The organism is Plantactinospora sp. B6F1 (assembly GCF_040120695.1).
In the GTDB taxonomy this organism is placed as follows: Bacteria; Actinomycetota; Actinomycetes; order Mycobacteriales; family Micromonosporaceae; genus Plantactinospora.
This window is the reverse complement of sequence record NZ_JBEEAC010000015.1, coordinates 80893-107497: the sequence shown is the minus strand read 5'-3', so window position 1 is coordinate 107497 and position 26605 is coordinate 80893. Positions and strand designations below refer to the sequence as shown.

24 protein-coding genes, 1 pseudogene and 1 riboswitch are annotated in these 26605 nt (G+C 72.6%); of the genes and pseudogenes, 13 read left to right on the top strand and 12 right to left on the bottom strand.

Annotation, left to right across the window (positions count from 1 at the left end; all coding sequences use genetic code 11):
- Positions 1–25 precede the first annotated feature (25 nt).
- On the bottom strand, positions 26–2734 hold the full coding sequence (gene ppdK, locus ABNF97_RS20105; protein ID WP_349339404.1) for a pyruvate, phosphate dikinase: 2709 nt from the start codon (positions 2732–2734) through the stop codon (positions 26–28).
- Positions 2735–3117: 383 nt separating this feature from the next.
- Between ppdK and ABNF97_RS20100 the strand changes: the two genes are divergently transcribed.
- A complete protein-coding gene (locus ABNF97_RS20100) occupies positions 3118–4818 on the top strand; it encodes a beta-N-acetylhexosaminidase (RefSeq protein ID WP_349339403.1) in 1701 nt (566 codons plus the stop codon).
- 96 nt (positions 4819–4914) lie between these two features.
- On the opposite strand, the gene dusB is transcribed toward ABNF97_RS20100, so the two are convergent.
- The 5 genes from dusB to ABNF97_RS20075 all read right to left on the bottom strand — a co-directional run bounded on the left by dusB (position 4915) and on the right by ABNF97_RS20075 (position 9675).
- Positions 4915–6126, bottom strand: a complete 1212-nt coding sequence (dusB, locus tag ABNF97_RS20095; RefSeq protein WP_349339402.1) for a tRNA dihydrouridine synthase DusB — start codon at positions 6124–6126, stop codon at positions 4915–4917.
- Positions 6127–6164: 38 nt separating this feature from the next.
- Positions 6165–6770 carry a GNAT family N-acetyltransferase gene (locus tag ABNF97_RS20090; protein ID WP_349339401.1) on the bottom strand — a complete coding sequence of 202 codons (606 nt, stop codon included), beginning with the start codon at positions 6768–6770 and terminating at the stop codon, positions 6165–6167.
- Between the two features lie 15 nt (positions 6771–6785).
- Positions 6786–6899: riboswitch (SAM riboswitch) on the bottom strand.
- Positions 6900–6984: 85 nt separating this feature from the next.
- Complete coding sequence (locus ABNF97_RS20085; RefSeq protein WP_130461009.1) at positions 6985–8364, bottom strand: glycine--tRNA ligase; 1380 nt, start codon at positions 8362–8364, stop codon at positions 6985–6987.
- Positions 8365–8555: 191 nt separating this feature from the next.
- Entirely contained in the window at positions 8556–9032 is a 477-nt protein-coding gene (locus tag ABNF97_RS20080; RefSeq protein ID WP_349339436.1) for an Rv0361 family membrane protein, read from the bottom strand.
- 301 nt (positions 9033–9333) lie between these two features.
- Complete coding sequence (locus ABNF97_RS20075; protein ID WP_130461010.1) at positions 9334–9675, bottom strand: antibiotic biosynthesis monooxygenase; 342 nt, start codon at positions 9673–9675, stop codon at positions 9334–9336.
- Positions 9676–9772: 97 nt separating this feature from the next.
- Between ABNF97_RS20075 and ABNF97_RS20070 the strand changes: the two genes are divergently transcribed.
- The 6 genes and pseudogenes from ABNF97_RS20070 (at position 9773) to ABNF97_RS20045 (ending at position 13691) form a co-directional block, all read left to right on the top strand.
- A complete protein-coding gene (locus tag ABNF97_RS20070; RefSeq protein ID WP_130461011.1) occupies positions 9773–10030 on the top strand; it encodes a hypothetical protein in 258 nt (85 codons plus the stop codon).
- 110 nt (positions 10031–10140) lie between these two features.
- Positions 10141–11115: a metal ABC transporter substrate-binding protein gene (locus tag ABNF97_RS20065; protein WP_349339400.1), complete on the top strand. Its 975-nt coding sequence runs from the start codon at positions 10141–10143 to the stop codon at positions 11113–11115.
- Positions 11112–11879 (top strand): metal ABC transporter ATP-binding protein, encoded by a 768-nt coding sequence (locus ABNF97_RS20060; RefSeq protein ID WP_349339399.1) that lies wholly within the window; start codon positions 11112–11114, stop codon positions 11877–11879. The genes ABNF97_RS20065 and ABNF97_RS20060 overlap by 4 nt, the downstream gene beginning before the upstream one ends.
- A gap of 76 nt (positions 11880–11955) precedes the next feature.
- A pseudogene (locus ABNF97_RS20055) lies at positions 11956–12822 on the top strand (metal ABC transporter permease); the annotation flags it as partial.
- Positions 12823–12937: 115 nt separating this feature from the next.
- A complete protein-coding gene (locus ABNF97_RS20050) occupies positions 12938–13237 on the top strand; it encodes a metalloregulator ArsR/SmtB family transcription factor (RefSeq protein WP_130461015.1) in 300 nt (99 codons plus the stop codon).
- Between the two features lie 46 nt (positions 13238–13283).
- Positions 13284–13691 carry a transcriptional repressor gene (locus ABNF97_RS20045; RefSeq protein WP_130461016.1) on the top strand — a complete coding sequence of 136 codons (408 nt, stop codon included), beginning with the start codon at positions 13284–13286 and terminating at the stop codon, positions 13689–13691.
- A 100-nt stretch (positions 13692–13791) separates the two neighbouring features.
- Here the strand turns inward: ABNF97_RS20045 and ABNF97_RS20040 are convergent, their stop codons facing one another.
- The gene (locus tag ABNF97_RS20040) at positions 13792–16404 is read right to left on the bottom strand and encodes a CHAT domain-containing protein (RefSeq protein WP_130461017.1); all 2613 of its coding nucleotides are present in this window, start codon (positions 16402–16404) and stop codon (positions 13792–13794) included.
- 252 nt (positions 16405–16656) lie between these two features.
- On the opposite strand from ABNF97_RS20040, the gene ABNF97_RS20035 reads away from it, so the two are divergent.
- From ABNF97_RS20035 to ABNF97_RS20015, 5 genes are all read left to right on the top strand, one after another.
- The gene (locus ABNF97_RS20035; RefSeq protein WP_349339398.1) at positions 16657–17904 is read left to right on the top strand and encodes a S8 family peptidase; all 1248 of its coding nucleotides are present in this window, start codon (positions 16657–16659) and stop codon (positions 17902–17904) included.
- Positions 17897–18592, top strand: a complete 696-nt coding sequence (locus tag ABNF97_RS20030) for an RNA polymerase sigma factor (protein WP_349339397.1) — start codon at positions 17897–17899, stop codon at positions 18590–18592. The genes ABNF97_RS20035 and ABNF97_RS20030 overlap by 8 nt, the downstream gene beginning before the upstream one ends.
- Positions 18567–19031, top strand: coding sequence for a hypothetical protein (locus ABNF97_RS20025; RefSeq protein ID WP_130461019.1), 465 nt, complete (start codon positions 18567–18569; stop codon positions 19029–19031). Before ABNF97_RS20030 ends, ABNF97_RS20025 begins: the two co-directional genes overlap by 26 nt.
- Before the next feature lie 353 nt (positions 19032–19384).
- Positions 19385–20422, top strand: a complete 1038-nt coding sequence (locus ABNF97_RS20020; RefSeq protein ID WP_130461020.1) for a hypothetical protein — start codon at positions 19385–19387, stop codon at positions 20420–20422.
- A gap of 98 nt (positions 20423–20520) precedes the next feature.
- Positions 20521–21135 (top strand): hypothetical protein, encoded by a 615-nt coding sequence (locus ABNF97_RS20015; protein ID WP_130461021.1) that lies wholly within the window; start codon positions 20521–20523, stop codon positions 21133–21135.
- An 81-nt stretch (positions 21136–21216) separates the two neighbouring features.
- Here ABNF97_RS20015 and ABNF97_RS20010 read toward each other — a convergent pair whose 3' ends face one another.
- The 3 genes from ABNF97_RS20010 to ABNF97_RS20000 all read right to left on the bottom strand — a co-directional run bounded on the left by ABNF97_RS20010 (position 21217) and on the right by ABNF97_RS20000 (position 24021).
- Positions 21217–21603, bottom strand: coding sequence for a DoxX family protein (locus tag ABNF97_RS20010; protein ID WP_130461022.1), 387 nt, complete (start codon positions 21601–21603; stop codon positions 21217–21219).
- A gap of 162 nt (positions 21604–21765) precedes the next feature.
- A complete protein-coding gene (locus tag ABNF97_RS20005) occupies positions 21766–21945 on the bottom strand; it encodes a hypothetical protein (RefSeq protein ID WP_165436610.1) in 180 nt (59 codons plus the stop codon).
- Between the two features lie 90 nt (positions 21946–22035).
- Entirely contained in the window at positions 22036–24021 is a 1986-nt protein-coding gene (locus tag ABNF97_RS20000; RefSeq protein WP_130461023.1) for an acyl-CoA dehydrogenase family protein, read from the bottom strand.
- A 323-nt stretch (positions 24022–24344) separates the two neighbouring features.
- Here ABNF97_RS20000 and ABNF97_RS19995 point away from each other — a divergent pair, with 323 nt between their 5' ends.
- A complete protein-coding gene (locus ABNF97_RS19995) occupies positions 24345–24878 on the top strand; it encodes a COG4315 family predicted lipoprotein (protein WP_130461024.1) in 534 nt (177 codons plus the stop codon).
- On the opposite strand, the gene ABNF97_RS19990 is transcribed toward ABNF97_RS19995, so the two are convergent.
- Together ABNF97_RS19990 and ABNF97_RS19985 are read right to left on the bottom strand one after the other, a co-directional pair.
- Positions 24875–25804, bottom strand: coding sequence for a serine hydrolase (locus tag ABNF97_RS19990; RefSeq protein WP_349339396.1), 930 nt, complete (start codon positions 25802–25804; stop codon positions 24875–24877). The two genes, ABNF97_RS19995 and ABNF97_RS19990, sit on opposite strands and share 4 nt — an antisense overlap.
- Entirely contained in the window at positions 25797–26543 is a 747-nt protein-coding gene (locus ABNF97_RS19985; RefSeq protein WP_349339395.1) for a hypothetical protein, read from the bottom strand. The genes ABNF97_RS19990 and ABNF97_RS19985 overlap by 8 nt, the downstream gene beginning before the upstream one ends.
- Positions 26544–26605 lie beyond the last annotated feature (62 nt).

Genomic DNA, 26605 nt, shown 5'->3' with positions numbered 1-26605 from the left:
GGAGGATGCGCGGGAGTGCCGGGGGTCAGCGGCTGTCGGAGCCGGTGGACTCGACCACCGCCCGACCGGCCTCCAGCCGGGCCACCGGCACCCGGAACGGCGAGCAGGAGACGTAGTCCAGGCCGACGTCGTGGAAGAAGTGCACCGAGTCGGGGTCGCCGCCGTGTTCGCCGCAGACCCCGAGTTTGAGCCCGGGGCGAGCCGCCCGCCCCTCGTCGGTGGCGATCCGGACCAGCCGGCCGACCCCGTCGGCGTCGATCGACTCGAACGGTGAGATGCCGAAGATGCCCAGCTCCAGATAGCGCCAGAAGAAGGCGCCCTCGACGTCGTCCCGGGAGAAGCCCCAGCCCATCTGGGTCAGGTCGTTGGTGCCGAAGGAGAAGAACTCGGCGGCCTCGGCGATCTGCCCGGCGGTCAGCGCCGCCCGGGGCACCTCGATCATCGTGCCGATCAGCACCTCGACGGGCTGCTCCCGGGTCACATCCGCGATGATCTTTTCGGCCTCGGTGCGTACCGTCTCCAGTTCCTGGACCGCGCCGACCAGCGGCACCATGATCTCCGGCTTCGGGTTGCCACCGGCCCTGGCACACTCCACGGCCGCCTCGACGATCGCCCGCACCTGCATGGCGAACAGGCCCGGGATGACCAGGCCGAGCCGGACCCCGCGCAGACCCAGCATCGGGTTCTGCTCGTGCATCCGACGTACCGCGGTGAGCAGCGCCTCGTCCCGGGCGGCGTCCTCGCCGCGCTCGTGCGCGACAGCGACGTGCACGGCCAGCTCCTCCAGCGAGGGGAGGAACTCGTGCAGCGGCGGGTCGATCAGCCGGACGGTCACCGGCTGCCCGTCCATCGCCCGGAAGACCTCCAGGAAGTCGGCACGCTGCAACGGAAGCAGCTCGGCCAGCGCCGCCTGCCGGTCGCCGTCGGTCCGGGCCAGGATCAGCCGCTCGACCAGTTCTCGCCGGTCACCGAGGAACATGTGCTCGGTGCGGCACAGGCCGATCCCCTCGGCCCCGAACCGCCGGGCCCGGGCCGCGTCCCCGCCGGTGTCGGCGTTCGCCCGGACGCCCAGCCGCCGCTTGGCGTCGGCGTGCGTCATGATCCGGTGTACGGCGGCCACCAGCGGATCGTCCGTGGTCTCGCCGTCCACGCTCCCCTCGAAGTAGCGCACCACCTCGGAGGGCCAGACCGGCACCTCGCCCAGGTAGACGTTGCCGGTGGTGCCGTCGATCGAGACGACGTCCCCCTCGGAGACCGTCCGGCCGTCCACGGTGAACCGCCGCTGCCGGACGTCCACGTCGAGCGAGTCGGCGCCGCAGACGCAGGTCTTGCCCATGCCCCGGGCGACGACGGCGGCGTGGCTGGTCTTGCCGCCGCGCGAGGTGAGGATGCCGCGCGAGGCAATCATGCCGGGCAGGTCGTCCGGGTTGGTCTCCCGGCGGACCAGGATGACGTCCTCGCCGGCCTCGGCCAGCTCGACCGCCCGCCGCCCCTCGAAGACCACCTTTCCGACGGCAGCGCCCGGGGATGCGCCGATACCCCGGGCCAGTGGGGTCCGGTCGCCGTCGAGCCGGAACCGGGGGAACATCAGCTGGGCGAGTTGGGCGCCGTTGACCCGGTGCAGCGCCTCGTCCAGGTCGATCAGGCCCTCGTCGACGAGTTGGGCGGCGATCACGAACGCGGCGGCGGCGGTGCGCTTGCCGACCCGGGTCTGCAACATCCACAGCTTGCCGCGCTCGATGGTGAACTCGATGTCGCAGAGGTCGCGGTAGTGCCCCTCCAGTTTGGCCATGATGGCCAGCAGCTCGTCGTACGCCGGCTTGTTCAGTTCTTCGAGCTGTTGCAGCGGGACGGTGTTGCGGATCCCGGCCACCACGTCCTCGCCCTGGGCGTTGGCCAGGTAGTCGCCGTAGATGCCCTGCGCGCCGCTGGCCGGGTCGCGGGTGAACGCCACCCCGGTGCCGGAGTCCGGGCCGAGGTTGCCGAAGACCATCGCCACGACGTTGACCGCGGTGCCGAGGTCGGCGGGGATCCGCTCCTGCCGCCGGTAGAGCACGGCCCGCTCGGCGTTCCAGGACTCGAAGACCGCGTTGATGGCGAGCTGGAGCTGCTCCCTGGGCTGTTGCGGGAACTCCCGGCCGGCGTGCTTACGGAAGATCGTCTTGTACGTGTCGACCAGCGCCCGGAGGTCGTCCGCGTCGAGGTCCAGGTCACTCTCGCTACCCTTGGCCCGCTTGGCGTCGTCGAGGGCGTGCGCGAAGTGCTCACCCGGTACGTCGCAGACGGTCTTGCCGAACATCTGGATGAGCCGGCGGTAGGAGTCCCAGGCGAACCGCTCGTTACCGCCGGCCTGCGCGGCCAGTCCGGTCACGCTCGCGTCGTTGAGCCCGACGTTCAGCACCGTCTCCATCATGCCGGGCATGGAGAACTTGGCTCCGGACCGGACCGAGACCAGCAGCGGGTCGGCCGGGTCGCCCAGCCGCCTGGCCATCCCCTTCTCCAGCGCGGCCAGGTGCGCGTCGATCTCGTCGGCCAGCCCGGCGGGTTGGGTCCCGCTGTTCAGGTACGCCTGGCAGGCTTCGGTGCTGATGGTGAAGCCCGGCGGAACCGGCAGCCCGAGGTTGGTCATCTCGGCCAGGTTCGCGCCCTTGCCACCGAGCAGGTCCTTCAGGTCCTTGTTGCCCTCGGTGAAGTCGTAAACGTACTTCTGTCCCGCCGTCTGCTGCGCTGTCAACGGACCCTCCCACGTGCGCCGTTCGACACTGAACGAAGGTTTAGCCGCTCTCTACGTACCCAGGGGACGGTTGCCCGTACCAGCGGGAACCGCCGGCTGCTGGTGGGCGAAGGCTAAGCGACCGGTGGGCATCTTGGGACCGTTCGGTGACAATCCGCACAGTCGCGAAGGCTGTACGTGTTCGCGAGGTTGTGTGGGAACGATTCCACGAGCAAGATCGGTCACGGAAGGATCCCGACCCGGCCCGGCGTTTGGTCAGTCGACGGGTACGACGAAGGACTCGTACCACAGGGTGACCAACCCTTGACAGGACGCCATTTCGTACGTACGTTTCATGAGATTTGCCCGGAAATCACCTGCGGCTCCCCCCGGAGAGATCTGCCGTGCGACCTACCACCTTCCCGCCCCGGTCCACCCGCACCCCCGCCGACACCCCGCCCCGGCTGACCGACGTGCTTCCCGCCCCCGCCCGGGTCGAGCCAGCCGCCGGGGTGGAGTTCATCCTGACCCCCGGCACGACGATCCGGACCACCCCCGGCCCCGAGGCGAGTGCGGTCGGCCGACACCTGGCGGAGCTGCTGCGCCGCCCGACCGGCTACCCACTACCGGTGGTCACCGCCGGTCAGGCCGACGGGCCCGGCGGGATCTCCCTGCTGCTGACCGGCGACGACGGGGCAACCGGCCGTTCCCGCACGCCACAGCCCGGCGGCGCCGGCTCGGCCGAGGGCTACCACCTGGAGATCAGCCCCTCCGGCGTGGTGGCCCGGGCCCGCACGGCCACCGGCCTCTTCTACGCGGTGCAGACGCTGTGGCAGTTGCTGCCACCGAAGGTCGAGTCCGCCCGGCGGCAGCCCGGCCCGTGGGCGATCCCCGGCGGAACGATCGACGACCACCCCCGGTTCGGCTACCGGGGCGCGATGCTCGACGTGGCCCGGCACTTCTTCGCCGTACCGGACGTGCTGCGCTTCGTCGACCACCTCGCCCGATACAAGGTCAACCACCTGCACCTGCACCTCACCGACGACCAGGGCTGGCGGATCGCCATCGACTCCTGGCCCCGACTGGCCAGCGTCGGCGGCTCCACCGAGGTGGACGGCGGCCCCGGCGGCTACTACACGAAGGAGCAGTACGCCGAGATCGTCGCGTACGCGGCCGCCCGGCACATCACCGTCGTACCCGAGATCGACCTGCCCGGGCACACCAACGCGGCGTTGAACGCGTACGGGGAACTCGCCCCGGACGGCGTCGCGCCGCCGGAGTACACCGGCACCGACGTCGGGTTCAGCGCGGTCGCCGTCGACAACGAGCGGACGTACCGGTTCATCGACGACGTACTCGGCGAGGTCGCCGCGCTCACCCCCGGCCGCTACCTGCACATCGGCGGCGACGAGGCGTTCACCCTCGACCGGGCCGCCTACACCCGGTTCATGAACCGGGTCCAGCGGATCGTCACCGGACACGGCAAGCGGGTGCTCGGCTGGCACCAGCTCGCGGTCGCCGAGCACAGCACCGGACGGGTCGTCCAGTACTGGGGCACCTCGACCGAGGACCCGGTGGTGGCCGAAGCGGTGCGCAACGGCGCCAAGGTGTTGCTCTCGCCCGGCAACCGCAGCTACCTCGACATGAAGTACTCGGCGGCGACCCCGCTGGGCAAGGACTGGGCCGGGCTGGTCGAGGTCCGCGACGCGTACGACTGGGATCCCGGCGACTATCTCGCCGGAGTACCGGCCGAGGCGGTGCTCGGGGTGGAGGCGCCACTCTGGACGGAGACGGTCCGCACGGTCGGCGACATCGAGTTCATGACCTTCCCCCGACTGCCGGCCATCGCCGAGCTGGGCTGGTCGCCGGCGCGGTCCCGGGACTGGGCGGACTTCCGGCGGCGGCTGGCCGGCCACGGCCTGCGCTGGAGCACGGCCGGGATCGCCTTCCACCGCTCGCCGGAGGTGCCGTGGGCGGGCAGTACTCCGGTCGTACCCGAGCCCCGGTCCGCCGGATCGACGGCGGAGGCCACCGGTGCGTCGACGACGTCGACGCCGGGGAGCGGCCCGCCGCCCGCCGACGACCGGCCGCTACCGATCGCCTGACCGCCCCGGGCCCGGTCCACCGCTTCCGCTACCGATCGCCGGCCCGGGCACTCACGGCCCCGCCAGCGCGACCAGCCCGGCACGACCGGGCGCGGCTCAGCCGCCGGAGTCGGCCAGTTCGGCGCCGGCCGGCACCTCGGCGCTGTCCCGATCGGCCAGCCAGCCGTCCGGCAGGAAAACCTTGCCCGGCGAGTTCGTCCGACCCCGGGGCTGGCCGAGCGTCTCCGGCGGGAACGGCTCGGCCGGGTCGAGCTTGCCGAGCAGGTCGTCCAGCTCGGCCAGGCCGTTCACCATGGCCAGGGCCCGGCGCAGCTCGCCGCCGACCGGGAAGCCCTTCAGATACCAGGCGACGTGCTTGCGGAAGTCGACGCAGCCGTCCCGCTCGGCGGTGTCCGGGCGGTCGCCACCGGCGAACCACTCGACCAGCAGTTCGGCGTGCCGGCGCGTGGTCGCCGCGACCTCGCCGAGGGTGGGCAGCCGGCGCACCGGGCGGCCGTCGAAGGCCGCCGCCAGATCGGCGAAGAGCCAGGGCCGGCCGAGGCAGCCCCGGCCGACGACCACACCGTCCGCCCCGGTGTGCGCCAGCATCCGCAGCGCGTCGTCGGCCTCCCAGATGTCCCCGTTGCCCAGCACCGGCACGTCCAGCGCCTGTTTCAGGGTGCCGATCGCGTCCCAGTCCGCCGTACCCGAATACCGCTGCGCGGCCGTACGCCCGTGCAGGGCGACCGCCGCCACCCCGGCCTCCTGGGCGGCGAGCCCCGCGGCCACGTACGTCAGGTGGTCGTCGTCGATGCCCTTGCGCATCTTGACCGTCACCGGTACCCCGGCCGGGGCGGCCGCCTCGACCGCCGCCCGGACGATCCGGGCGAAGAGCCGGTGGCGCCACGGCAGCGCCGCCCCACCGCCCTTGCGGGTGACCTTCGGCACCGGGCAGCCGAAGTTCAGGTCGACGTGGTCGGCCAGGTCCTCCTCGACCACCATCCGGACCGCCGCCGCGGTCACCTCCGGGTCGATCCCGTACAGCTGGAGGCTGCGCGGCCGCTCGTCCCCGCCGAAGGCGATCATCCGGAGCGTCTTCGGATTCCGCTCGACCAGCGCCCGGGTGGTGACCATCTCGCAGACGTAGAGGCCGCCGCCCTGTTCCCGGCAGAGACGCCGGAAGGCGACATTCGTGATCCCGGCCATCGGCGCAAGTACCACCGGCGGCCACACCACGTGCCCGCCCAGGTGCAGCGGGCGGGATGCGCGGAAGGGCCCGTTCCTGTCGCCTTCACCGGGAGAACCGCCCCCTGCCAACAGCTCAGCCATGGCACACTCCCCCGCCGTCCCGGTACACAGCCCCCACGTTATCCACGGTCGTCCCCGGGGAGAGCCCTGACGAGGCGTCGGGCGTCCGGCCAGGCCATGCGGTACTTGCCAGGAGTCCCGATGAGGAAGGCGGGGTCGCCGCAGGGGGGAGCGACGATGCCCGTTTCGACCCGGATGCCGCCGCAGGCCAGATAGAACATCTGTGCGCGAGCGTTCTGCTCAAGCACCCACAGGTAGAGCGCTGGAGAGCCGGCATCGGCGAGGACCGCCCGGGCGGCGTAGGCCATCAGCGCGGTACCGATGCCAGCGCGATGCTCCGAATGGTCGACGTGGAGGTTGTCGATGAGGCTGCCCCAGCGCGGATCCGCGTCGAAGACCACATGGACGAAGCCCGCGAGACAGCCGTCACGTTCGGCGATGATCGTGGTGGTGCCGGCGGGGGAAGCGAGTCGCGCCGACCACACCCTGCTGCGTTCACCGAGCAGATCGCCGTCGAGATACGTGTCGGCGTAGGCGCCCCGATAGTGCCGCCGCCAGCTGTCGGCATGCAGCGCGGCGATGCGACCGGCATCGCCGGCTCCGGCAGGGCTGAAGATTGCGGGGCCGGTCGGGGCGACGGACCGGGGCACGGCGGAACGGGACACTGCGACAAGCTCCTCGACTGGCGGCTTACCGGGCAAATTGCGTCGGCCAGGTCGTCACCCGGAGCACCCCGCCCGCGAGCGGAGGGTTGCCGGCCAGCAAGCCGGGGCTGTGCGCTGGCACTCATGACCTTCACCGCAGAAGTTAGCACCGGTGTTGCTCGTCGGCAGCCGCTGCCCGAACTCAGCCTGCGGTACGGGCTCGCCCGGTGGAGCCTCAGCAGCCGGGGAGGCGTTCCAGGAGGTAGCGCTCGACCTGGTCCAGGCCGACCCGTTCCTGGGTCATGCTGTCCCGGTCCCGGACGGTGACGGCGTTGTCGTCCAGGGTGTCGAAGTCGACCGTGACGCAGAACGGGGTGCCGATCTCGTCCTGCCGGCGGTAGCGGCGGCCGATCGCCTGCGAGTCGTCGAACTCGACCACCCAGCGGCGGCGGAGCGCTGCGGCCAGGTCCTTCGCCTTCGGCGAGAGGGAGGGGTTGCGGGAGAGCGGCAGCACGGCCACCTTCACCGGCGAGAGCCGGGGGTCGAAGCGGAGGACGGTGCGCTTGTCGACCCCGCCCTTGGTGTTCGGAGCCTCGTCCTCGTCGTACGCCTCCAGCAGGAAGGCGAGCACCGCGCGAGTCAGCCCGGCGGCCGGCTCGATCACGTACGGCACCCAGCGCTGCTGCTTCTCCTGGTCGAAGTAGGACAGATCGACACCGGAGTGCTTGCTGTGCGTGGAAAGGTCGAAGTCGGTGCGGTTCGCGATGCCCTCCAGCTCGGAGAACTCGGTGCCGCCGAACCGGAACCGGTACTCGATGTCGACGGTCCGCTTCGAATAGTGCGACAGCTTCTCCTGCGGGTGCTCGTAGAACCGCAGGTTCTCCTCGGAGATGCCAAGGTCGAGATACCAGTTCCAGCGCTCGCGCAGCCAGTACTCGTGCCATTCCTCGTCGGTGCCCGGCTCGACGAAGAACTCCATCTCCATCTGCTCGAACTCCCTGGTCCGGAAGATGAAGTTGCCCGGGGTGATCTCGTTGCGGAACGACTTGCCGACCTGCGCGATGCCGAACGGCGGCCTCTTGCGGGCCGAGGCGGCCACGTTGTTGTAGTTGACGAAGATGCCCTGCGCGGTCTCCGGCCGGAGGTAGTGCAGGCCCTCCTCGCTCTCCACCGGGCCGAGGTAGGTCTTCATCAGGCCGTTGAACATCCGCGGCTCGGTGAAGGTGCCCTTGTTGCCGCAGTTCGGGCAGTTCATCTCGGTCAACGAGGCCGGCGGGTGGCCGTGCCTCTCCGCGTACGCCTCCTCGAGGTGGTCCGCCCGGAACCTCCGGTGGCACGACTGGCACTCGGTCAGCGGGTCGACGAAGGCGTCCAGGTGGCCGGAGGCGGCCCAGACGTCCCGGGCGAGGATCACGGCCGAGTCGAGGCCGACAATGTCGTCCCGCTGCTGCACCATGGTCCGCCACCACTGGCGCCGGACGTTCTCCTTCAGCTCGACGCCGAGGGGGCCGTAGTCCCAGGCCGACCGGGTGCCCCCGTAGATCTCGCTGGACGGGAAGACGAAGCCTCGGCGCTTCGCGAGACTGACGACGGCGTCGATACGGTCGGCTGGCATGGTTACCTCCTACACCGGCTGGCGGCCGGCGGGGACATCTTCGGGACGGCTGGGAAAGGCGGACAGGTTCGGCACTCGGACCTGGCTCGGGCGGTGCTCCGCACAACGGTACGGTCACCTGCGGCCCGAGCCCAGCAGATTACTCCACCTCGGCGGCCGTACCGCCGCCGCCCGGCGGGCCGGCCCCGGTGTCAGGTGATGTCGCAGACCCGCAGTTCGCCGGTGCTCTGATCCTGGGCCAGTCGGGCCTGGAGGTTGTCCTGCCCGCCGCTGGCGTAGGTCACGTCGACCGGCACGCTCAGCTCACTGGTCAGCGACACGTCGCCGATCCGGAACGAGGCGATCTCCGGCTCGGAGCTGACCCGGCGCTCGAACTCGGCCGGCGACTCCCGCTGCTGGGCGGACTCGCAGAGCAGGTCGTACGCCTTGCGGAAGTCGTCGTCGTCGAGCGCGTCGAGGTAGTCGGTCACCACCGCCTTGGCCTGCTCGTTCAACGCCTGTGAACCGGAGATCAGCAGGCCGACCAGGGCCGCTCCGCCACCGCCGCAGAAGAGTACGACGGCCAGGGCTGCCACCCCGAGCCCGAGCCACAGCCGCGCACCGCGCCCCTCGCTGGGCGGCGCGGCGAACAGCGGCTCGACGCCGGTGCCGGGGGGCGGCGCCGGCACGGCCGGCGGCATCGGTCCCCATCCGGCCGGAGGCGGCCCGTAGCCGACCGGCGGCGGCCCGTACCCGACCGGCGTAGGTGGCGGCGGACCGTACTCGACCGGCGGCGGACCGTACCCGGCCGGCGTAGGTGGCGGCGGGCCGTACCCGACCGGGCTTGGTGGCGGCGGGCCGTATCCGCCCGACGGCGGCACGGGTCCACCGGGTGCGGCCGGTTCGTCGGTCCGGACGGAATCGGGTGGGGACGACGGGCCGCCGGGCGGTCCGGGAACGCTCATGAGGCACAGGGTAGTGCCCGGTTCATCACCGGCCGGGGTCAGCGGCCCGGTCACTGGGGGTGACTTCGACCTGACCGTCCGGTTCGGCGCTGGCCAGCGTCTCGAACGCGGACGGCTCGTCGAGCGACTCGGCGAGCAGCGGGGTGGCGTCGACCTTGACCTCGAAGGCGCCGAGGGCCCGCCGGTACGTGCCGACCGACTCCCACTCGGTGATCAGGCACCAGTGCCGGGGATCGTCGAGGGCCCGCAGCAGCCGCCCCCGACGGTACCCCGGCCGGGCGGCGAGGGCGGCCAGCGCGGTGTGGGCCCGTTCGGTGAAGGTTGCGGCGGCCTCCTCCGGCACGACGAACCGGTTGGTGACGAGCACGTACGCCTCCTGTCCGGTGCCGCCACCGGCGTGCGCGGAGGGTGTCGCTGGCGACAGCTCGCCGGCCGGGGCACCGTGATCTCGTAGAGTCTGTGGAATGCAGCGTACGCAGAGCGTTCTGCTGACCCGGCTGGCTCGGGTCAACCCCACGGGTGTGTTCCTCGCCGTGCTGGCGCTGGTGCTGGTCGCCCTCTTCGCGCCGGGGATCGTCGGCGGAGCCCTGCTGCTGGCGCTCGCCGCCGGGCTGGCCGCGCTGTTGGCGACCACCTGGCCGGTGCAGCGGCCGGCGACCCGGATCCTCCGGCTGGTCATCCTCACCCTGCTGGTCGCTACCGCGCTGATGAAGATCCTCTGATGGCCGTCCGCCCCCGGACGATCGCTCGACCAGAACCGAACGCGATCAAGCGGTTCCATGCAAGCATGCGTTTTTGACAATCATTCTCATTGTCGCGGAGAGTGGATGACATGGTGATCCGCTTCGCGCCGCGTACCGTCGCCCTCGCCGCCACCGGCCTGCTCGCGCTGGCCGGCGCTGCCGCGTGCGGCAATGCCGGCAGCGGCGCCGACCCCGACCGGGTCGACGTCGTCACCGCGTTCTATCCCCTCCAGTTCGTCACCGAGCGGGTCGGCGGGGACGCCGTCCGGGTGGTCAACCTCGCCAAGCCCGGCGCCGAGCCGCACGATCTGGAACTCAACCCCGGCCAGGTCGGGCAGGTCAGCGACGCGGAACTGGTCGTCTACCTCGCCGGCTTCCAGCCGAGCGTGGACGACGCGGTGCGGCAGCAGGCCGGCGACCAGGCCTTCGACGTGGCCACCGTGCGACCGCTGCTACCGGCGACGGCCGGCGGGCACGAGCACGACGGCGCCGACCACGCGCCCGAGGAACCGGGTGCCGAGGAGGGGCACGCGGAGGGGACGGAGGGCAGGGACCCGCACGTCTGGCTGGACCCGACCCGGCTGGCCGAGATCGCCGACGCGCTGGCCGGGCGGCTCGGCGCCGTCGACCCGGACCGGGCCGCCGACTACACCGCCCGGGCGAAGGCGCTCCGCACCGAGCTGGAGACCCTCGATTCCGAGTACGCCCGGGGACTGAAGACCTGCCAGCGACGTGAACTGGTGACCAGCCACACCGCGTTCGGGTACCTGGCGGAGCGCTACCAACTGGAGCAGATCGGCATCTCCGGGCTGACCCCCGAGGACGAGCCGGCCCCGCAGCGGCTGGCCGAGGTGGCCGCCGAGGCCCGCAAGCACCAGGCCAGCACGATCTTCTTCGAGACCCTGGTCAGCCCGAAGGTCGCCGAGACGATCGCCCGGGAGGTCGGGGCGAAGACCGCGGTACTGGATCCGATCGAGGGCCTGCGGCCCGGCGGTACCGGGGACTACCTTTCGGTGATGCGCGGCAATCTCGACGCCCTGAGGACCGCACTGGAGTGCGCATGACCGCACCTGTCGTCGCCGTCCAGCAGGGGGTGGTCGCCTACGACGACCGCCCCGTGCTCCGGGGCGTCTCCCTGCGGGTGGACCCCGGCGAGGTGGTCGCCGTGCTCGGCGCCAACGGCTCCGGCAAGTCCACCCTGATCCGGGCGATCCTCGGTCTGGTGCCGCTGGCCGCCGGTACGGTCTCGCTGTTCGGCACCCCGCAGCGCCGGTTCCGGCAGTGGGCCCGGATCGGGTACGTGCCGCAGCGGATGGGCGCCGGCAGCGGCGTACCGGCCACCGTGGCCGAGGTGGTCGCCTCCGGGCGGCTGGCCCGGCGGGGCCCGTTCCGGCCGCCGGGGCGGGTCGACCGGGCGGCGGTGGCCGATGCGCTGGCGGCGGTCGGGCTCGCCGACCGGGCCGGTGACCCGGTGGCCACCCTCTCCGGCGGGCAGCAGCAGCGCACCCTGATCGCCCGGGCGCTGGCCGGCCGGCCCGAGCTGCTGGTCCTCGACGAGCCGACCGCCGGGGTCGACTCGGCCAGCCAGGACGCCTTCGCCGAGGCGCTGCGCGGGTTCGTCGCCGGTGGCGGGACCGTGCTGCTGGTCGCGCACGAACTCGGGCCACTGGCCGGGGTGGTGACCCGGGCGGTGGTGGTACACGACGGGACGATCGCGCACGACGGCCCGGTACCGGAACCGGCCGGGCACCACGCGGCGCCCGGACACGAGCACGTCCACCCGCACGCGCCCGAGGAGTCGACAGGGATGTGGGGCACTCGTCCATGAGCGAGCGAAGCGAGCGAACCAGCCAGCTCAGCGTCGATGTGCCTCATGTCGGCACGGGGCGGAGCGGAGGGCCGGCATGAGCCTCTTCCAGTACGACTTCATGATCAGAGCCCTGGTCGGGGCGCTGGTGATCGGGGTGACCGCCCCGGCGCTCGGCATCTACCTGGTGCAGCGCCGGATGTCGCTGATCGGTGACGGGGTCGGGCACGTCGCGCTGACCGGGGTCGGGGTCGGCCTGCTGCTCGACCGGTCCCCGGTGCTCACGGCGGTGATCGTCGCGGCGGTCGCGGCGGTCGCCATCGAACTGATCCGGGAACGCGGCCGCACCTCCGGCGACGTCGCCCTGGCGATGCTCTTCTACGGCGGCATCGCCGGTGGCGTGATGCTGGTCGGGCTCTCCGGCAGCCGGAGCAACGCCAACCTGATGGCGTACCTCTTCGGCTCGCTGACCACGACGTCGCCGCAGGATCTGGTGGTGATCGTGGTCCTCGCGGTGGTGGTCCTGGCGGCCATGGTCGCGCTGCGCCCGGCGCTCTTCGCGATCTGCCACGACGAGGAGTACGCCCGGGTCTCCGGGCTGCCGGTCCGGGCGCTGAACCTGCTGCTCGCGGTGACCACGGCGGTGACCGTGACCATCGCGATGCGGGCGGTCGGCCTGCTGCTGATCAGCGCCCTGATGGTGGTACCGGTGGCCACCGCGCAGCTGTTCACCCGCGGCTTCCTCGGCACCATGCTCGCCGCGATGGGGCTGGGGCTGCTCGCCTCGGGCTCCGGGGTGTGGCTGGCCGGCACCGCCAACACCGCGCTCGGGGCCACCATCGTGATCCTGGCGATCGGCCTCTTCCTGGTGGCGTCGGTGGCCGTGGCGGTACGCCGGGCGCTGGCCCGGCGCCGTGCCGTACCCGGGCCGGCGCCGCAGGTAGAACCCTGTGACGTGGTACTCGACGCCGGCCGGCGCACCCCACCGGCCCCGACCCCACCCGCCGGGCCGGTACCGGTTGACCTTGGAACCGCGCACCGAACGACGGTCGGCCGTTAACAACGGTTACCGTTACAGCGTGACGAGCACAAACGCCTACGAGGCCTACGCCGGCGCCGGCGAGCTGCTACGAGCGCTTGCCGCGCCGATCCGGCTCGCCATCGTCAGCGAACTCGCGCAGGGCGAGCGGTGCGTGCACGAGCTGGTGGAGACCCTCGGCGCCCCGCAGCCGCTCGTCTCCCAGCACCTGCGGGTGCTCCGGGGTGCGGGGGTGGTACGCGGTGCGCGGCGCGGTCGGGAAATCGCCTATACCTTGGTCGACGAACACATCGCGCATATCGTGGCGGACGCGGTGAGCCATTCGGGGGAAGCCACCTGACGGGGGACGTCCGGGGAGGCACCTGACATGACGCGAGGAGGGCGAGATGGCGGCGGCGGGGAACGGCGCGGCGGTACGTAACACCCGACAACGCAGCGCGGTCAGCGCACTGCTCGGCGAGGTCGAGGGCTTCCACAGCGCCCAGGACCTGCACGCGATGCTGCGCAGTCGCGGCGAGCGGGTGGGCCTGACCACCGTCTACCGCACGCTGCAGGGACTCGCCGACGCGGGCGAGATCGACGTGATGCGCCCGCCGGGCGGTGAGCACCTCTACCGGCGGTGCAGCGAGGGGCACCACCACCACCTGGTCTGCCGGGCCTGCGGGCGCACGGTCGAGGTGGAGGGCCCGGCCGTGGAGAGCTGGGCCGACCGGGTCGCCAACAAGCACGGGTTCCGGGACGTCAGCCACACGCTGGAGATCTTCGGCACCTGTCCGGCCTGCGCGGACCGATAACCCGAGGCCCGGCGACCGGCCGCGGCGTTGCCGGTGAGCCGGCGGTCAGCCGGGTGCCGGTGAGCCGGCGGGCAGCCGGCGGCGGCGGGTGAGCCGGCGGTCAGCCGGCGCCGAAGCAGACGAAGGCCGCCGCCGTGGCCTGCGCGGAGCCGTCGCCGGCGGCGGCGAACTCCCGCTGGGCGGCGGCGAGCGCCGAGGCCGGTCGGGCGCCGCCCCCCATCCGGCGGTGCAGGTCCAGCATCAGCGTGGTGGTCAGGTCCGCCGGCACCGGCAGCACGGTGGCGACCAGGCTGCTGGCGCCGAGGGCCAGCAACACCGAGGTGAATCCCATCACCTCGTCGCCGGGACGTACCCCGGACAGCCCCGAGTCGCAGGCGGAGAGGACGACGCAGCCGGGCGGTCGGGGCAGCCGCTCCAACTCGTACGCGGTCAGCGGGCCGTCGGCGAGTTCCAGTGTGGAGAAGAGCGGGTTGTCGGCCCGGAACGTCCCGTGTGCCGCGACGTGTGCCAGCCGGGCCCCGTCCAGTGCCGTGGTGACCGCCTCGGCGGTCGCCTCCGCGCCGGCCAGCAGACGCGCCCCGGGCAGTACCCGGCTCAGCAGGCGTACCTCGGTCTCGGCGGCGGGCAGGCGTGGGCCGGCGGCCAGCAGCGGTGCGCCGTCCGGCAGCGTACGGCGGGCGGCGGCAAGCCACGCCGTCGCCGACGGGGCCACCGTCACCGGCCGGCCGGCACAGGTCGGCAGCCCCGCCCAGGCGACGGCGTGCAGCGCCCCGATCGGCACCATCACCAGTGGCCGGTCGGCCAGGCGGGCCCGCAGCGGCCCGAAGAGCTGCCGGTCCAGGGCGACCGCGGCGTGTTCGACCCCGGCCCGGGCGTCGGGGGTGTCCCCGGTGACGACCAATCTGCGCAGGCCGAACCGGTGCAGCCGGGCCGCGTGCAGGGCCGCGTCGAGCGGGCCGAGGTCGTGCAGGGTCGCCCGGCCGTCCCGGAGCAGTACCGCCCGCAGCCGCTCCCGGTGGGCCACCAGTTCCACGAGTACGGCTTCGCCGAGCCACTCCCCGAGGGTGCGCACACCCGGTGGGGCCAGCAGCCCGCCACCGCCGTCGACCCCCCGGGCCAGCTCCCGGATGTGTCGTTCGAGCCGGGCCTGGCGACGGCGCAGCGCGGTCACCGGCCGGCCGGCGAGCAGTGCCTCCTCCAGCGCGCCGCTGACCATCCGCAGTTCGGCGAGGGCTGCGGCCAGGCCGACGTCCTGCGGCGGGAGCACCGCCCGCATCCGCAGCGCACCGGCCCGCCACCGCTCCGTCCAGGCCAGCACCTGGGCGGGCGTGCCGGCGCTGATGGCGAGGTCGACTCCCTCGGCCGCCAGATCCTGGCCGTGCGCGCCGCTGTGTGCGCGAAGTTCGGTGGCGCCCAGCGCGGCCCGGTACCCGTCGAGCACCGCCAGCCCGCGCTGCAACGCACGGGCGCCACCCCGGTGGTCTCCGCCGATCCGCCGGGACAGCGCCAGCGCGAACCAGCCCTGCGCCCGCCGCGACGCCGTGCCCCGGCGGCGTGCCCGCGCGGCGACCTCCAGCAGTTCCACCGCCCGGCCGGTACGGCCCAGTTCGGTGGCCAGCCGGGCCGCCTCGATCCGGGTGGTCAGCGCCGGACCCGGCCAACCGGTGGCGTCGAGCTGGTCGGCGGTACGCGCCATCGTGGCCAGCAGCGCCGCCGAGCGGGTACCCCGGCGCAGTTCCGCGCGCAGTTCCACGTGCCGGGCGAAGGCGGCCCAGGTGCGGCGCCCCTGGCGGCGGAACCGGACCCGTGCCGAGGCCGCGGCCGTGGTGGCGGTCTCCAGGTCACCGGCGAGCAGCGCGGCCCGGGCCTGGGCAAGCAGCGCCTCGGCGAGGTCCGAGCCCATCCTGCGCCGCCGCAGCTCCCGTACGGCGAGGCTGGCGACCTCGACCGCCTCGTCCACCAGCGGCACCGAGAGCAGCAGCTCGAACCGGTCCAGCAGCAGCGCCGGCCGGGGCACCTTGAGCTGGGCGTACTCCTCCTCGACGGCGGCGAAGCGGCGCAGCGCACCGGGGATGTCGCCGCCGTGGCTGGCGGCGATGCCGATGTTCCACCGGACGTCGGCGGCGGCCAGGTCCAGTCCGAGCCGCTGGAAGATGGCGGCGGCGCGGCCGAGGTCGTCGTCGGCGCCCAGCGTCGCGCCCCGGTGCGCGTTGAGCAGCCCTCGGTTGTTCCGGGCGCGCGCCTCCAGCAGCAGGTCGCCCTCGCGTTGGGCGATCTCGACCGCGATCCCGTACTCCCGGACCGCCTCCTCGAACTGGCCCCGGAAGTGCAGCACCACGCCCCGCTGCATCCGGGCCCGCCCGGCGTCGGCGCCGGTCAGCTCGGGCAGCGCCGAGGTGACCGCGGCCAGTGCGGCGGAGGTACGGCCGGCGTTGGCGAGCACGTAGCCGAGGCTCATCCTGGCCAGTGCCGCCACCCGGGGTGATCCGGCGGCCCGCAGCGCGCGGCGCAGGTGTCGCAGGGCACCGGGCAGGTCGTTGAGTTCCCGCAGGGCCAGCCCGATCGCCCGTTCCGCGGTGGAGCGTTCGTCGGCGTCGGCACCGCCGGTCGCCAGTACCCGCCGCCCGAGCATGATCGCTTCGCGGGGATAGCGCTGAACGGCGTCGAGCGCGGCCCGGGCCGTGGGAGCGACGGAGCCGGCGCTGTCACCCATGCGGACAGAATCCCCGATCGATGACCTTGGGTCAATCTGCGCGGTTATCCGAAAAAAGGTGATTCCCGGCCACCCCCATCGGATCCATGATTATTGACAACTGACTATCACTGGAAAAGAATTGACGACACCTGGAAATGTTCAGGAGGTCGGCCCGCCAACCGCGCTATTTCCGTCCCCTTTGGAGGACCGGTGTCGCCTGACCGTCCCGTCGCGCCGCGCCCGAACCATCGGTTGTCCCGCCGTCGTCTCATGACGTTGGCCGGGCTGGTCGCGGCCACACCGTTGGCCGCCGGGCTGCGACCGGGGCCGGCGGCCGCGAACCGCGACGACGACGCGTACCAGCGGGCATTCCAGGAACTGCTGGCGGCCGATCCCGAGGTGCGCCACCACGGCGAGGCCGGCCGGGAGTTCCTCTACCGCCCCCGGCAGTTGCTGGTCGCCAACCCGGACACCGATCGGGTGGCGGCCGCGTTGCGCAGGGCCGGGCACCAGGTCAGCCGCAGCGGTGAGTTCGCCGGTGTCACCCGGCTCCGTTTCGACCGGGAGACCGACGTGCCCTCGGTGGTGGCGAAGCTGCGCGATCCCCGGCAGTGGCCCGACCAGCCGGTCCCCCGGGTGCAACCGCACCACGTGCTGCTGGGCTACGGCAACATCATGGGCAACCCGGGCGGTCCACCGCAGGTCGCCGCCGCGTTACCCGCGCCCGACCCGGCACACGCCGGGGACGGCGCCGGGGTGACGGTGGGCATCTGCGACACCGGAGTCTGGCGGCTGGCCGGCGCCCGCCATCCGGAGTGGCTCGGCGGCGGCTACCTGCCGCAGGTCGACGACGAGGACCCGCTCTACCTGCACAGCGACGTACTCGGCCCGCAGGGCGGGCACGGCACCTTCGTCGCCGGGGTGGTCCGGCAGGCCGCGCCGGGCGTGTGGTTCGACCCCGAGGCGGCGCTGAACCCGACCGGCGTCGGTGACGAGGCGATGCTGGCGGCGGCCCTGGCCGGGCTCAGCCCGGACGTGTCGATCGTCAACCTGTCGCTGGGCTGTCTCACCCAGGACGACCTGCCGCCGCTGCCGTTGGTGAACGTCCTCGGCGGCCTGCCGACGGGCAGCGTGGTCGTGGCGGCCACCGGAAACGCCGGCATCAACCGGCCGAGCTGGCCGGCCGCGCTGCCCGAGGTGCTGGCGGTGGCCGCGGTCAGCCGGGGGGTGAACGGGCTGACGCCGGCCCCGTACAGCAACTTCGGGTCCTGGGTCGACGCGTGCGCGGTCGGCGAGCGGACCAGCACCTTTGTCGACGGCCGGCTGCTGCTGCCCGGACTGCCCGCCAGGCAGTTTCTCGGGTATGCGGCCTGGGCCGGCACGTCCTTCGCGGCGGCACACGTCTCGGGCCGGCTGGCCGCCGTGATGAGCGCCACCGGGCTCGACGCCGCGCAGGCCCGCTCGGTCCTGCTCGGAGATCCCGCCTGGCACCCCGACTACGGCGTACTCGTTGACTGAGCATCCGGATCCCACCCGTCCCGATGCCGGTTCGGTACCGGACGCCCCGGCGACCGACGGGGCCCTCGCCGGCCTGGTGTCCGCCGCCGCGAACGGCGACGAGTTCGCCTGGACCGAGCTGGTCCGCCGCTACGCCCCGCTGGTGCTCTCGGTGATCCGGGCACACCGGCTGAACCGGACCGACGCGGCGGACGTGAACCAGACCGTCTGGCTGCGCCTGGTGGAGCATCTCGGCCGGGTACGCGAGCCGGCCGCCCTGGCGACCTGGCTGGCCACCACCGCCCGGCGGGAGTGCTACCGGCTGGTCCGGGTCGGTCGGCGTACCCAGCCGTTCGACCCGCTCGACGACGCCGTCCAGGGGACCATCGGCGCCCTGCTGCCCCCGGACCTGAGGGCACCGGACGAGAACCTGCTCCGGGCGGAACGCCGGCAGGCGCTGCGGGACGGCCTCGGCCAGCTTCCGGCACGCTGCCGGGACCTGCTGTCCCTGCTGGTGGCCGATCCCCCGACCAGCTACCGGGAGATCGCTGCGCGGTTGGGCATGCCGATCGGCAGCATCGGCCCGTCGCAGGCGCGATGCCTGCGCAAGCTGCGCGACTCCCCCGCGCTGGCCGCGTTCGTCGGGGCGTCCTCGGACGCCGAGGGGAGCGGAGGTGACCGCAATGGGGCAGTGGCCGCCGGCCGATGACGACGCCCTGCTGAGCGAGCTGGGTGAGGCGCTGCGCGACGCGGGACCGCCGCCGGAGGAGTTCCTGGCCGCAGGCTACGCGGCGTGGAGCTGGCGAACCGTGGACGCCGAGCTGGCCGTCGCCGAGCTGACCTTCGACTCGGCCTGCGATCCCGAGCCCGCCGGGCTGACCCGGTCCGCCGGCTCCGCCCGCGCGCTGGCGTTCCACGCCGGTCCGGTTGTCGTCGCGATCGAGGTGACCGGGACCGGCATCGTCGGTCAGCTCTCGCCGGCCCGCGGCGGCCGGGTCGTCGCCCGCACCCCGCACGGCCCGTACGAGGAGGTGCCGGTCGACACCGTCGGCTTCTTCTCGCTGGGTCCGCCGCCGTCCGGTCCGGTCCAGTTACACGCCCGGACCTCCGACTACGCGGTGGCGACCAGTTGGGTCTCGCTGCGCTGAGCCGCCCCGCGCCACCTGCCAGCTGCCACCTGCGCTGCGGCACGTCGTGCCGGACCACCGGCGCCACCACCGGCCGACCACCGGCAAACCGCTGCCACCGCGTGCGCCCGGAGGGGTGCCGGCGTACAGGAGGACGGTCGGACTCCGTTGATACAAATTGACGGGTAATTCTTTCACTCGCATTCCGCCTTATCCGAGAATTACTCCCTCCCCGGCAAAAGCGGGCACGCGCGGCAATCGAATTTATCGCCTATTCCATTGCCTTCGCTCGCTGGATTAGAGTCATTTCGCCGGCACGGTACGAGCGCGCTCCGCACTACACACCGCCCCAGTACCGAGGAGAAGGAACCCCCATGACCTCTGCGAGTCCACGCCTGCTCCGAACCCCCATAGTGTTGTTCGGCGCGGTACTGGCCACCCTGCTGACCTTCTCGACGAGCGGCGCCGCCCTGGGTGGCGGCGCCGACAACGGGTCGACGACCGGCGCGGCGGTGTCCGCGCGTACCGACGCGTTCATGAAGGACACCGCGTCGGACGTCGGGAACGAGCCGCACGGGGCGATCTACTCGTCCTTCTTCAACAGCCCGGACGTCAAGATCTGCCCCAGCGGGGTCGAGTGTCCCTCCCACACGAACCCGGTCGTCGGCTCGACCAGCTACATCTTCGTCAAGCTCCGGAACCCGGGCCCGTACGGGTCGGGGATCAGCTCCGGCACGCTGCGCGCGTACTACACCACCTCGGGTGGCGCCGCGAACTGGCCGGCACACTGGACCCCGATCGGCTCGAAGACCCTGCCGGTCGCGCCCGGTGAGACCGTCACCTCCATCGCGTGGCCCAACGTGCCCTCCATCGGCCACTTCTGCCTCCTGCTGCGCTGGGAGTCCGCGACCGATCCGATGAACTTCGAGGGCACGGCGACGTCCATCAACACGCAGTACAACAACAACATCGTCTGGAAGAACGCCAACACCGTCCCGGCCACTCCGGGCGGGCCGGCGGTGGACCGGCCGTACGCGCTGGCGAACGCGCTGGCCGTACCGGCGAACTTCGATCTCGTGTTCCGGCCGGCGGACCAGGTCGCCCCGGATCTGAAGATCGTGGTCGACCTCGGCCCGGAGCTGTTCGAGCGCTGGGCGCGCAACGGTGGGGCAGGCGACGGCGTCCGGGTGGTCGGTCGGAGCCAGCTGGAGGTGAACCCGGCCAGGGCACAGATCAGGGACCTGCTGATCTATCCGGACGAGCGTCCCGTCGTCAAGTTGAGCTTCGCGGCCGCCGAGGTCGTGCAGAAGCCGTACGTGCTCCAGGTGTTGCAGGTCGGACCGGCCCGTGAGGTCGGCGAGAAGTTCGTGCTGGGCGGGGTGGACTACACCATCGTGCCGGGCCGGGGCTGACCCCGAGGCGGGACGGTGGGCCGGGGATGCGTTCCCCGGCCCACCGGTGCGTCGGCGGCGCCCGGCGCCGCCGACCGGCCCGTGGCACGCTGACCGGCATGAGGGTCTATGCCGATCGCTTTCCGACCGCCGCCCGTCAACTCCTCACCGATCTGCTCGTCGTCGCCTGGATCTACCTCTGGATCCGGGCGGCGATGTGGTTGCACGACCTGGTGCAGAAGCTCGCCGTACCCGGACAGAAGCTGGAAGGGGCCGGCGGTGGACTCGCCGACAACCTGGCCGACGCGGGTGGCAAGGTCGGCCGGGTGCCGGTGGTGGGCGACGAACTGACCGCGCCGTTCGAGAACGCCGCCGAAGCGGCCCGGGCGATGGCCGAGGCGGGGCGGGACCAGCAGGCGCTGGTCGGGGAACTGGCGTTGGCACTGTCCCTGGCCCTGCTGGTGTTTCCGCTCGGGGTGGTGCTGGTCGGCTGGCTGCCGTTGCGGGTGCGCTGGATGCGCCGGGCGGGCGCGGCTCGGGCGTTGCGCTCGGCGCCGGCCGGCCGGGACCTGTTGGCGCTGCGGGCGTTGGCGACGCAGCCGATCCGGAAGCTGACCCGGATCGACCCGGATGTCGCGCAGGCGTGGCGGCGGGGTGACGCCGATACGGTGGACGCGCTGGCCGCGCTGGAACTGCGCGCTCTCGGGCTGCGGGCCACCCCGGTACGCCGCTGACGTCGCCCACCGCCCACCGCCACCGCCCACCTCGCAGGGCTCGGCCCAGCACTGCGGGGCTACCTCCTCGCGGGGCTCGACTCAGCCGGTGAAGGACTCGGGACCGAACCGGCCCCAGGCCACGAAGACGGCCATGCCGAGATAGACCAGGTCGGGGATGATCGTCACCCGCTCGCCGCGGCGGAGGCGCATGATGGCCGCCCCGGTGAAGAGCAGCGCCACGCAGGTTGCGGTGATCGGCACCAGAACCGGCGCGATGTCCAGGAGGGCGGGCAGGATCAGGCCCACCGCAGCCAGGAGTTCAAGGGCGCCGATGACCCGCAGGGCGCCGGGACTGAAGTCGAGGACCCACTGGCCGGCGCGCCCGCCCGCGGCGGCCATCTTCTCCCTGGGTACGAACATCTTCGAGGTGCTGATCAGGAGGACGGTGGCCAACACCCCGGTGACGATCCATAGCGCGAGGTTCACAGGTGTTTCCTTTCGAACCGGTGACTGTCTTCGCCGTCAGGTTCCGAGAACATGACGTCTCCGCTCGTTGTGCTCACCAACAACAGACGAGACAGCCGGACACCCCATGACCGGTGGTTACCGAGGTCACAGTGGGGTGCCGCGATGCACGGCGAACAGCGATCACCGGACGACTTCCCCCGCCGCCCGCTGGGCGGCACCGGCCTGCACGTCACCCCGGTCTGCGTCGGCGGCGGCCCGCTGGGGCAGCATGCCGGGCCTCTTCGGGTACGACGTCAGCGCCGAACGCGGCACCGAGACCACGCTCGCCGCGCTGACCGGCCCGTTCAACTTCCTGGACACCGCCGCCGGCTACAGCGACGGGGAGAGCGAGCGGCGGGCGGCGGCACTCCAGTTCTCGCTGCGCGAATCCCGGACCACCCCCCGTCTCACTCACTCGCTCTCCGGCTTCGGGATCCGCCGGCGTACGTCCTCGACGGACGACGGGCCGGGCTGCCACGGCGCGACCCAGGGCAGGTCGGCGGGCGGGGTGATCACACCCTCTTCCAGGAAGGCGTAGCGGCCGGCGAGGATCCGCTTCGCCGCCGCCGTGTCGACCGAGTCGGTGTTCTCCCACAGTGCCCGGAACAGCGCCGCGATCCGCACCCTGGCCTGTCGACAGAAGAGGTCGGCCAGTTCCACGCCCTCCGGCCGGGTCTCCCGTTCCGCGTTCGCCCGCACACAGACCGCCGACATCGCGAAGAGTTCGGCGCCGATGTCCACGATCCGGCCGAGGAAGCCCTGCTTGTGCTCCAGTTTGCCCTGCCAGCGGGACATCGCCAGGAACGTGGACCGGGCCAGTTTCCGGGACGACCGCTCGACGTGACGCAGGTGTCCGGCGAGGTGGCCGTACTCGGCGTACCCGCCGGGGTTCTGGCCGCGACCGACCGCGAGGGTCGGCAGCCACCTGGCGTAGAACGCACCCGCCTTGGCGCCCGCCCGGACCTTCTGGCCCAGTTCGGCGTCGGGGTCGATGATGTCGCCGGCCACCGAGAGGTGCGCGTCGACCGCCTCCCGGGCGATCAGCAGGTGCATGATCTCGGTCGAGCCCTCGAAGATCCGGTTGATCCGCAGGTCGCGGAGGATCTGCTCGACGGCGGCCGGCCGCTCACCCCGGGCGGTCAGCGAGTCGGCGGTTTCGTAGCCGCGCCCACCCCGGATCTGCACCAGTTCGTCGGCGATCTTCCAGGCCATCTCGCTGGCGTAGAGCTTGACCAGGGCGGCCTCGATCCGGATGTCGAAGCGGTCGTCGTCGGCGAGCAGGCAGCAGAGGTCGAGCATCGTCTCCATGCCGTAGGTGGTGGCGGCGATGAAGGCGAGCTTGCCGGCCACCGCCTGGTGCCCGCCGACCGGCCGGCCCCACTGCACCCGCTCGGCGGCCCACTCCCGGGCCACGTTCAGCGACCACTTGCCGGCGCCGACGCACATCGCCGGCAGCGAGAGCCGACCGGTGTTCAGGGTGGTCAGCGCGATCTTCAGGCCGCGTCCCTCGCCGCCGATGACGTTCTCGGCCGGGACGAAGACGTCGGAGAAGCGGGTCAGGCTGTTCTCCAGGCCGCGCAGCCCGAGGAAGGCGTTGCGCCGTTCGACGGTGATCCCGGGCGAGTCCGCCTCGACGACGAACGCGGTGATGCCGCCGCGCCGCCCCTCCGCGGCGGGCACCCGGGCCATCACCACCAGCAGGCCCGCCACGGTGCCGTTGGTGGCCCAGAGCTTGACGCCGTTGATCCGGTAGCCGGTGCCGTCGGGGGTCGGCTCGGCGGTGGTGCCCAGCCGGGCCGGGTCGGAGCCGACGTCCGGCTCGGTCAGCAGGAACGCCGACACCTCACCGGCGGCCAGCCGGGGCAGGAAGCGCTGCTTCTGCTCGTCGGTGCCGAACATCTTCAGCGGCTGCGGCACCCCGATCGACTGGTGCGCCGAGAGCAGCGCGCCGATCGCCGGGCTGGCCGAGCCGGCCAGGGTCAGCGCCCGGCAGTAGTGCAGGTTGCTCAGGCCGAGGCCGCCGTACTTCTTGTCGATCTTCATCCCGAAGGTGCCGAGCCGGGCGAGTCCGGAGAACACCTCGTCCGGGATCATGGCGTCCCGCTCGATCGCCGCGCCGTCCACGTCGGACCGGACGTAGCTGTCGAGCCGGTCGAGGAACTCCTGTGCTTCGGCGGCGCGCTCGGGGTCGGGCTGCGGCCACGGGTCGATCAGGTCGAGCCGGAGCCGGCCGAGGAAGAGTTCCTTGCCGAAACTCGGCTTGCCCCACTCGGTCTCCCGGGCGGCCTCGGCCACCTGTCGGGCCTCCCGCTCGGAGACCTGTCCCGCCTCCTTCGGCAGCGGCCCGGCTCCGTCCGACCCGCTCGACGCCGGCCTGTTCCGCTCTGTCGTGGTCACGGCAACCCCCTCGATCGAGTACGGCGGTGAGGGGCCACCCGCGCTCATCACTCCGTGCGGCGGAGCGGGCAACCCCCTTGACGTGCAGCGGTCGAATACACCACCAACGCTACCCGGTTTTGTTACCCGCCGGTAGCACAAAATATGCGCATGCCGTCATCCCTGACCCCCCGAGGCGCCGGGCCAGGCGCCGGGCAGACACGCCGCCGGAGGAATGACGGTGCATTGGCGAGACTGTCGAGCCGCCGTCACCGTCCACATTGCCGCGCCGTGCTATGAATAGGCCGGCACCGATCCCGTCGAGCGATGGTGGTGAGGGCGGCGTGACGCACCAAACTGGGATCCGGCTCCGGTCGGCAGTGCTGGCCACGGTCGGCGTACTTCTGGTGGCGACGGGATGCTCCGGCGGTGACGCCGACGACACCCCCGCACCCGCGACCACGTCGGCGGGCTCCGGGACCTCGGCGCCGGCCGCGAGCACGGCGGCCACGCCGGAGGGAAAGGCGGCGGCGCTGAAATTCGGACTCCCGAAATATCCGGAGGCGCTGGTCGACGCGGAGGGCAGGACGGTGTACACCTTCAGCGGTGACCGCCACGGCAACGTCACCTGCCTGGACGCCTGCGCGCAGGAGTGGCCACCGGTCCTGACCGTGGGCGACCCCACCTTCGCCGACGACCCCACCGCGGCGGGCGGTACGCAGGGACTCGGCAACGGTCTCTGGCAGGCGACGTACTCCTCCTGGCCGCTCTACTACTACTCCGGTGACACCGCGCCGGGACAGGCGAACGGCCTCGGCAAGGAGTCCTTCGGTGGCAGGTTCACGATCATCCTGCGCAACGGCAACCGGATCGGTTAGCGGAACCGGGCTGCCGACGGATCGCCCGGCGGGATCGCGCGCAGCTCGGTCAGGGCGTACCTCGCGGCCTTCTCCACCGCCGCGATGCCCTGTTGCCGGGTCGGGTGGTGGTCGGAGAGTACGGCGACCAGCCAGTCCCGGCCCGGCTCGACGATCCGGCCGATGCTGTTCGCCAGCCACAGGCCGTCGTCGGCGTCCGCAGTGGTCCAGCCGTTCTTGACGTAGCTGGCGGTACTGGCCGGGCCGGCGGCGGCGGTGATCCCCCAGTCCTGCTCCTTGTCGACCTGGCCCATCAACCCGAGCAGGAAATCCCGGCCGGCGTCGCCGAGCGGACCGGCCGGGTCGGTGAGCGCGGTCAGCAGCCGGAGCTGGTCGGCGGCGGTCGTCGTGGTCATTCCCCAACTCGCGCTCGGGGTGGTCTGGCGCAGCCCGAGGGTCCTGTTCGCGGCGGCCAGCCCGGTCCGGCGACCGATCGTGGCGTATAGGCTGCTCGCCGCGTCGTTGTCGCTGACCACGATCATCGCGCGGGCCAGTTGCCGCTCGTATGCGCTGAGCTTGCGCCCCTGGTTCTGCCGGCGCAGCAACAACGCCGCCAGGATGTCGACCTTGACGATGCTGGCCGTCTGGTACCGCCGGGTGCCGGCAACGACCGCGAGGCCGCTGGCCCGGTCCCGCGCCGCGAGCGTGACCCGGCCGCCGACCCCGCGCAGGTACCGCTCGATCCGGGTACGCGCCAGCGCGGCGTGGTCCGGAGTCGGGCTCGGCGTCGGCCGGACCGGGCTGGGCACCGCCGCCGGCCGCGGGCCGGCATCCACCGGACCCGCCCACCGGTACGCCAGTCCGGTGCCGGCCACGCCCGCGCCGAGCAGTGCGGCGGCGGTGCCGGCCAGCAGCTCCCGGCGCCTCGGCCCGCGTCGACTAGCCAAGGAGGTCCGCCAACCTCTTCGCCACCGCGTAAGCGGCGCTCCGGTCCACCGGGCCGGGAACGTTCAGCGTCGAGAGTCGGTCGTCGTGACGTACCGCCACCAGCAGGGTGGACCGGGCGGGCGCCCCCGGTGACTCGATCCGCCCCTGCACCACCACCGCGTCGGCGGCCGGAAGCCCGGGGGTGTCCAACAGCGTGAACGAGATGCTGGCGCCGTAGGCGTCGTACCGGGAGCAGGTCCGGACCACCCGGCGTACGTCGTCGAGAGCCCGCACCGCCCAGCCCGGCTCGTACGCCTCGACGACCTGCGTCGCGACCAGTTCGGACGGCTCGTGCCGGTATCGGCGCTGCACCGCGTCGGTCCGGTGCCGCTGGGCCGGATAGTCCCCCTCCCGGTACGCCGGGCAGTCGGCCTGGAGCCACGGCCACGGCGGCGGCTCCGGCGGATGCGGACTCTGCCGCCATCCCGTGCCCAACCCGCCCGGCTGGAGCAGGGCCGGTTCCAGGGCGCCAGGCCGGTCCGCCGGACCGCTCGCCGTCAACCGGGCCTGCTGGTCGACCGGCGATCGAGGTGCCGGATCCGCACCGCAGGCGGCGACGCCCAGCACGACGAGCAGCAGGAGGAGGCGGCGGGCCGTCGCCCCGGCCAGCCGTTCCCGTTCCCGTCCGTCGGGGATGCTCCGGAACCGTTGCGCTGTCGGCCCGTCGACCGTCCGTAACCGCCTTGCTGGGGCTTCCACGCCCCTTAATGACGACCGGGGCAGCCAGGACTTTGCATGGACCGTCGACCGGCGCGGCGCCC

Bases quoted from the DNA above. Each gene is read 5' to 3' on its own strand.
- ABNF97_RS20020 (WP_130461020.1), top strand. From the start codon at position 19,385: ATGACCTCTGCGAGTCCACGCCTGCTCCGAACCCCCATAGTGTTGTTC.
- ABNF97_RS20040 (WP_130461017.1), bottom strand. From the start codon at position 16,404: ATGGGTGACAGCGCCGGCTCCGTCGCTCCCACGGCCCGGGCCGCGCTC.
- ABNF97_RS20035 (WP_349339398.1), top strand. From the start codon at position 16,657: ATGACGTTGGCCGGGCTGGTCGCGGCCACACCGTTGGCCGCCGGGCTG.
- ABNF97_RS20025 (WP_130461019.1), top strand. From the start codon at position 18,567: ATGGGGCAGTGGCCGCCGGCCGATGACGACGCCCTGCTGAGCGAGCTG.
- ABNF97_RS20045 (WP_130461016.1), top strand. From the start codon at position 13,284: ATGGCGGCGGCGGGGAACGGCGCGGCGGTACGTAACACCCGACAACGC.
- ABNF97_RS20085 (WP_130461009.1), bottom strand. From the start codon at position 8,364: ATGCCAGCCGACCGTATCGACGCCGTCGTCAGTCTCGCGAAGCGCCGA.
- ABNF97_RS20065 (WP_349339400.1), top strand. From the start codon at position 10,141: ATGGTGATCCGCTTCGCGCCGCGTACCGTCGCCCTCGCCGCCACCGGC.
- ABNF97_RS20070 (WP_130461011.1), top strand. From the start codon at position 9,773: ATGCAGCGTACGCAGAGCGTTCTGCTGACCCGGCTGGCTCGGGTCAAC.
- ABNF97_RS20015 (WP_130461021.1), top strand. From the start codon at position 20,521: ATGAGGGTCTATGCCGATCGCTTTCCGACCGCCGCCCGTCAACTCCTC.
- dusB (WP_349339402.1), bottom strand. From the start codon at position 6,126: ATGGCTGAGCTGTTGGCAGGGGGCGGTTCTCCCGGTGAAGGCGACAGG.
- ABNF97_RS20060 (WP_349339399.1), top strand. From the start codon at position 11,112: ATGACCGCACCTGTCGTCGCCGTCCAGCAGGGGGTGGTCGCCTACGAC.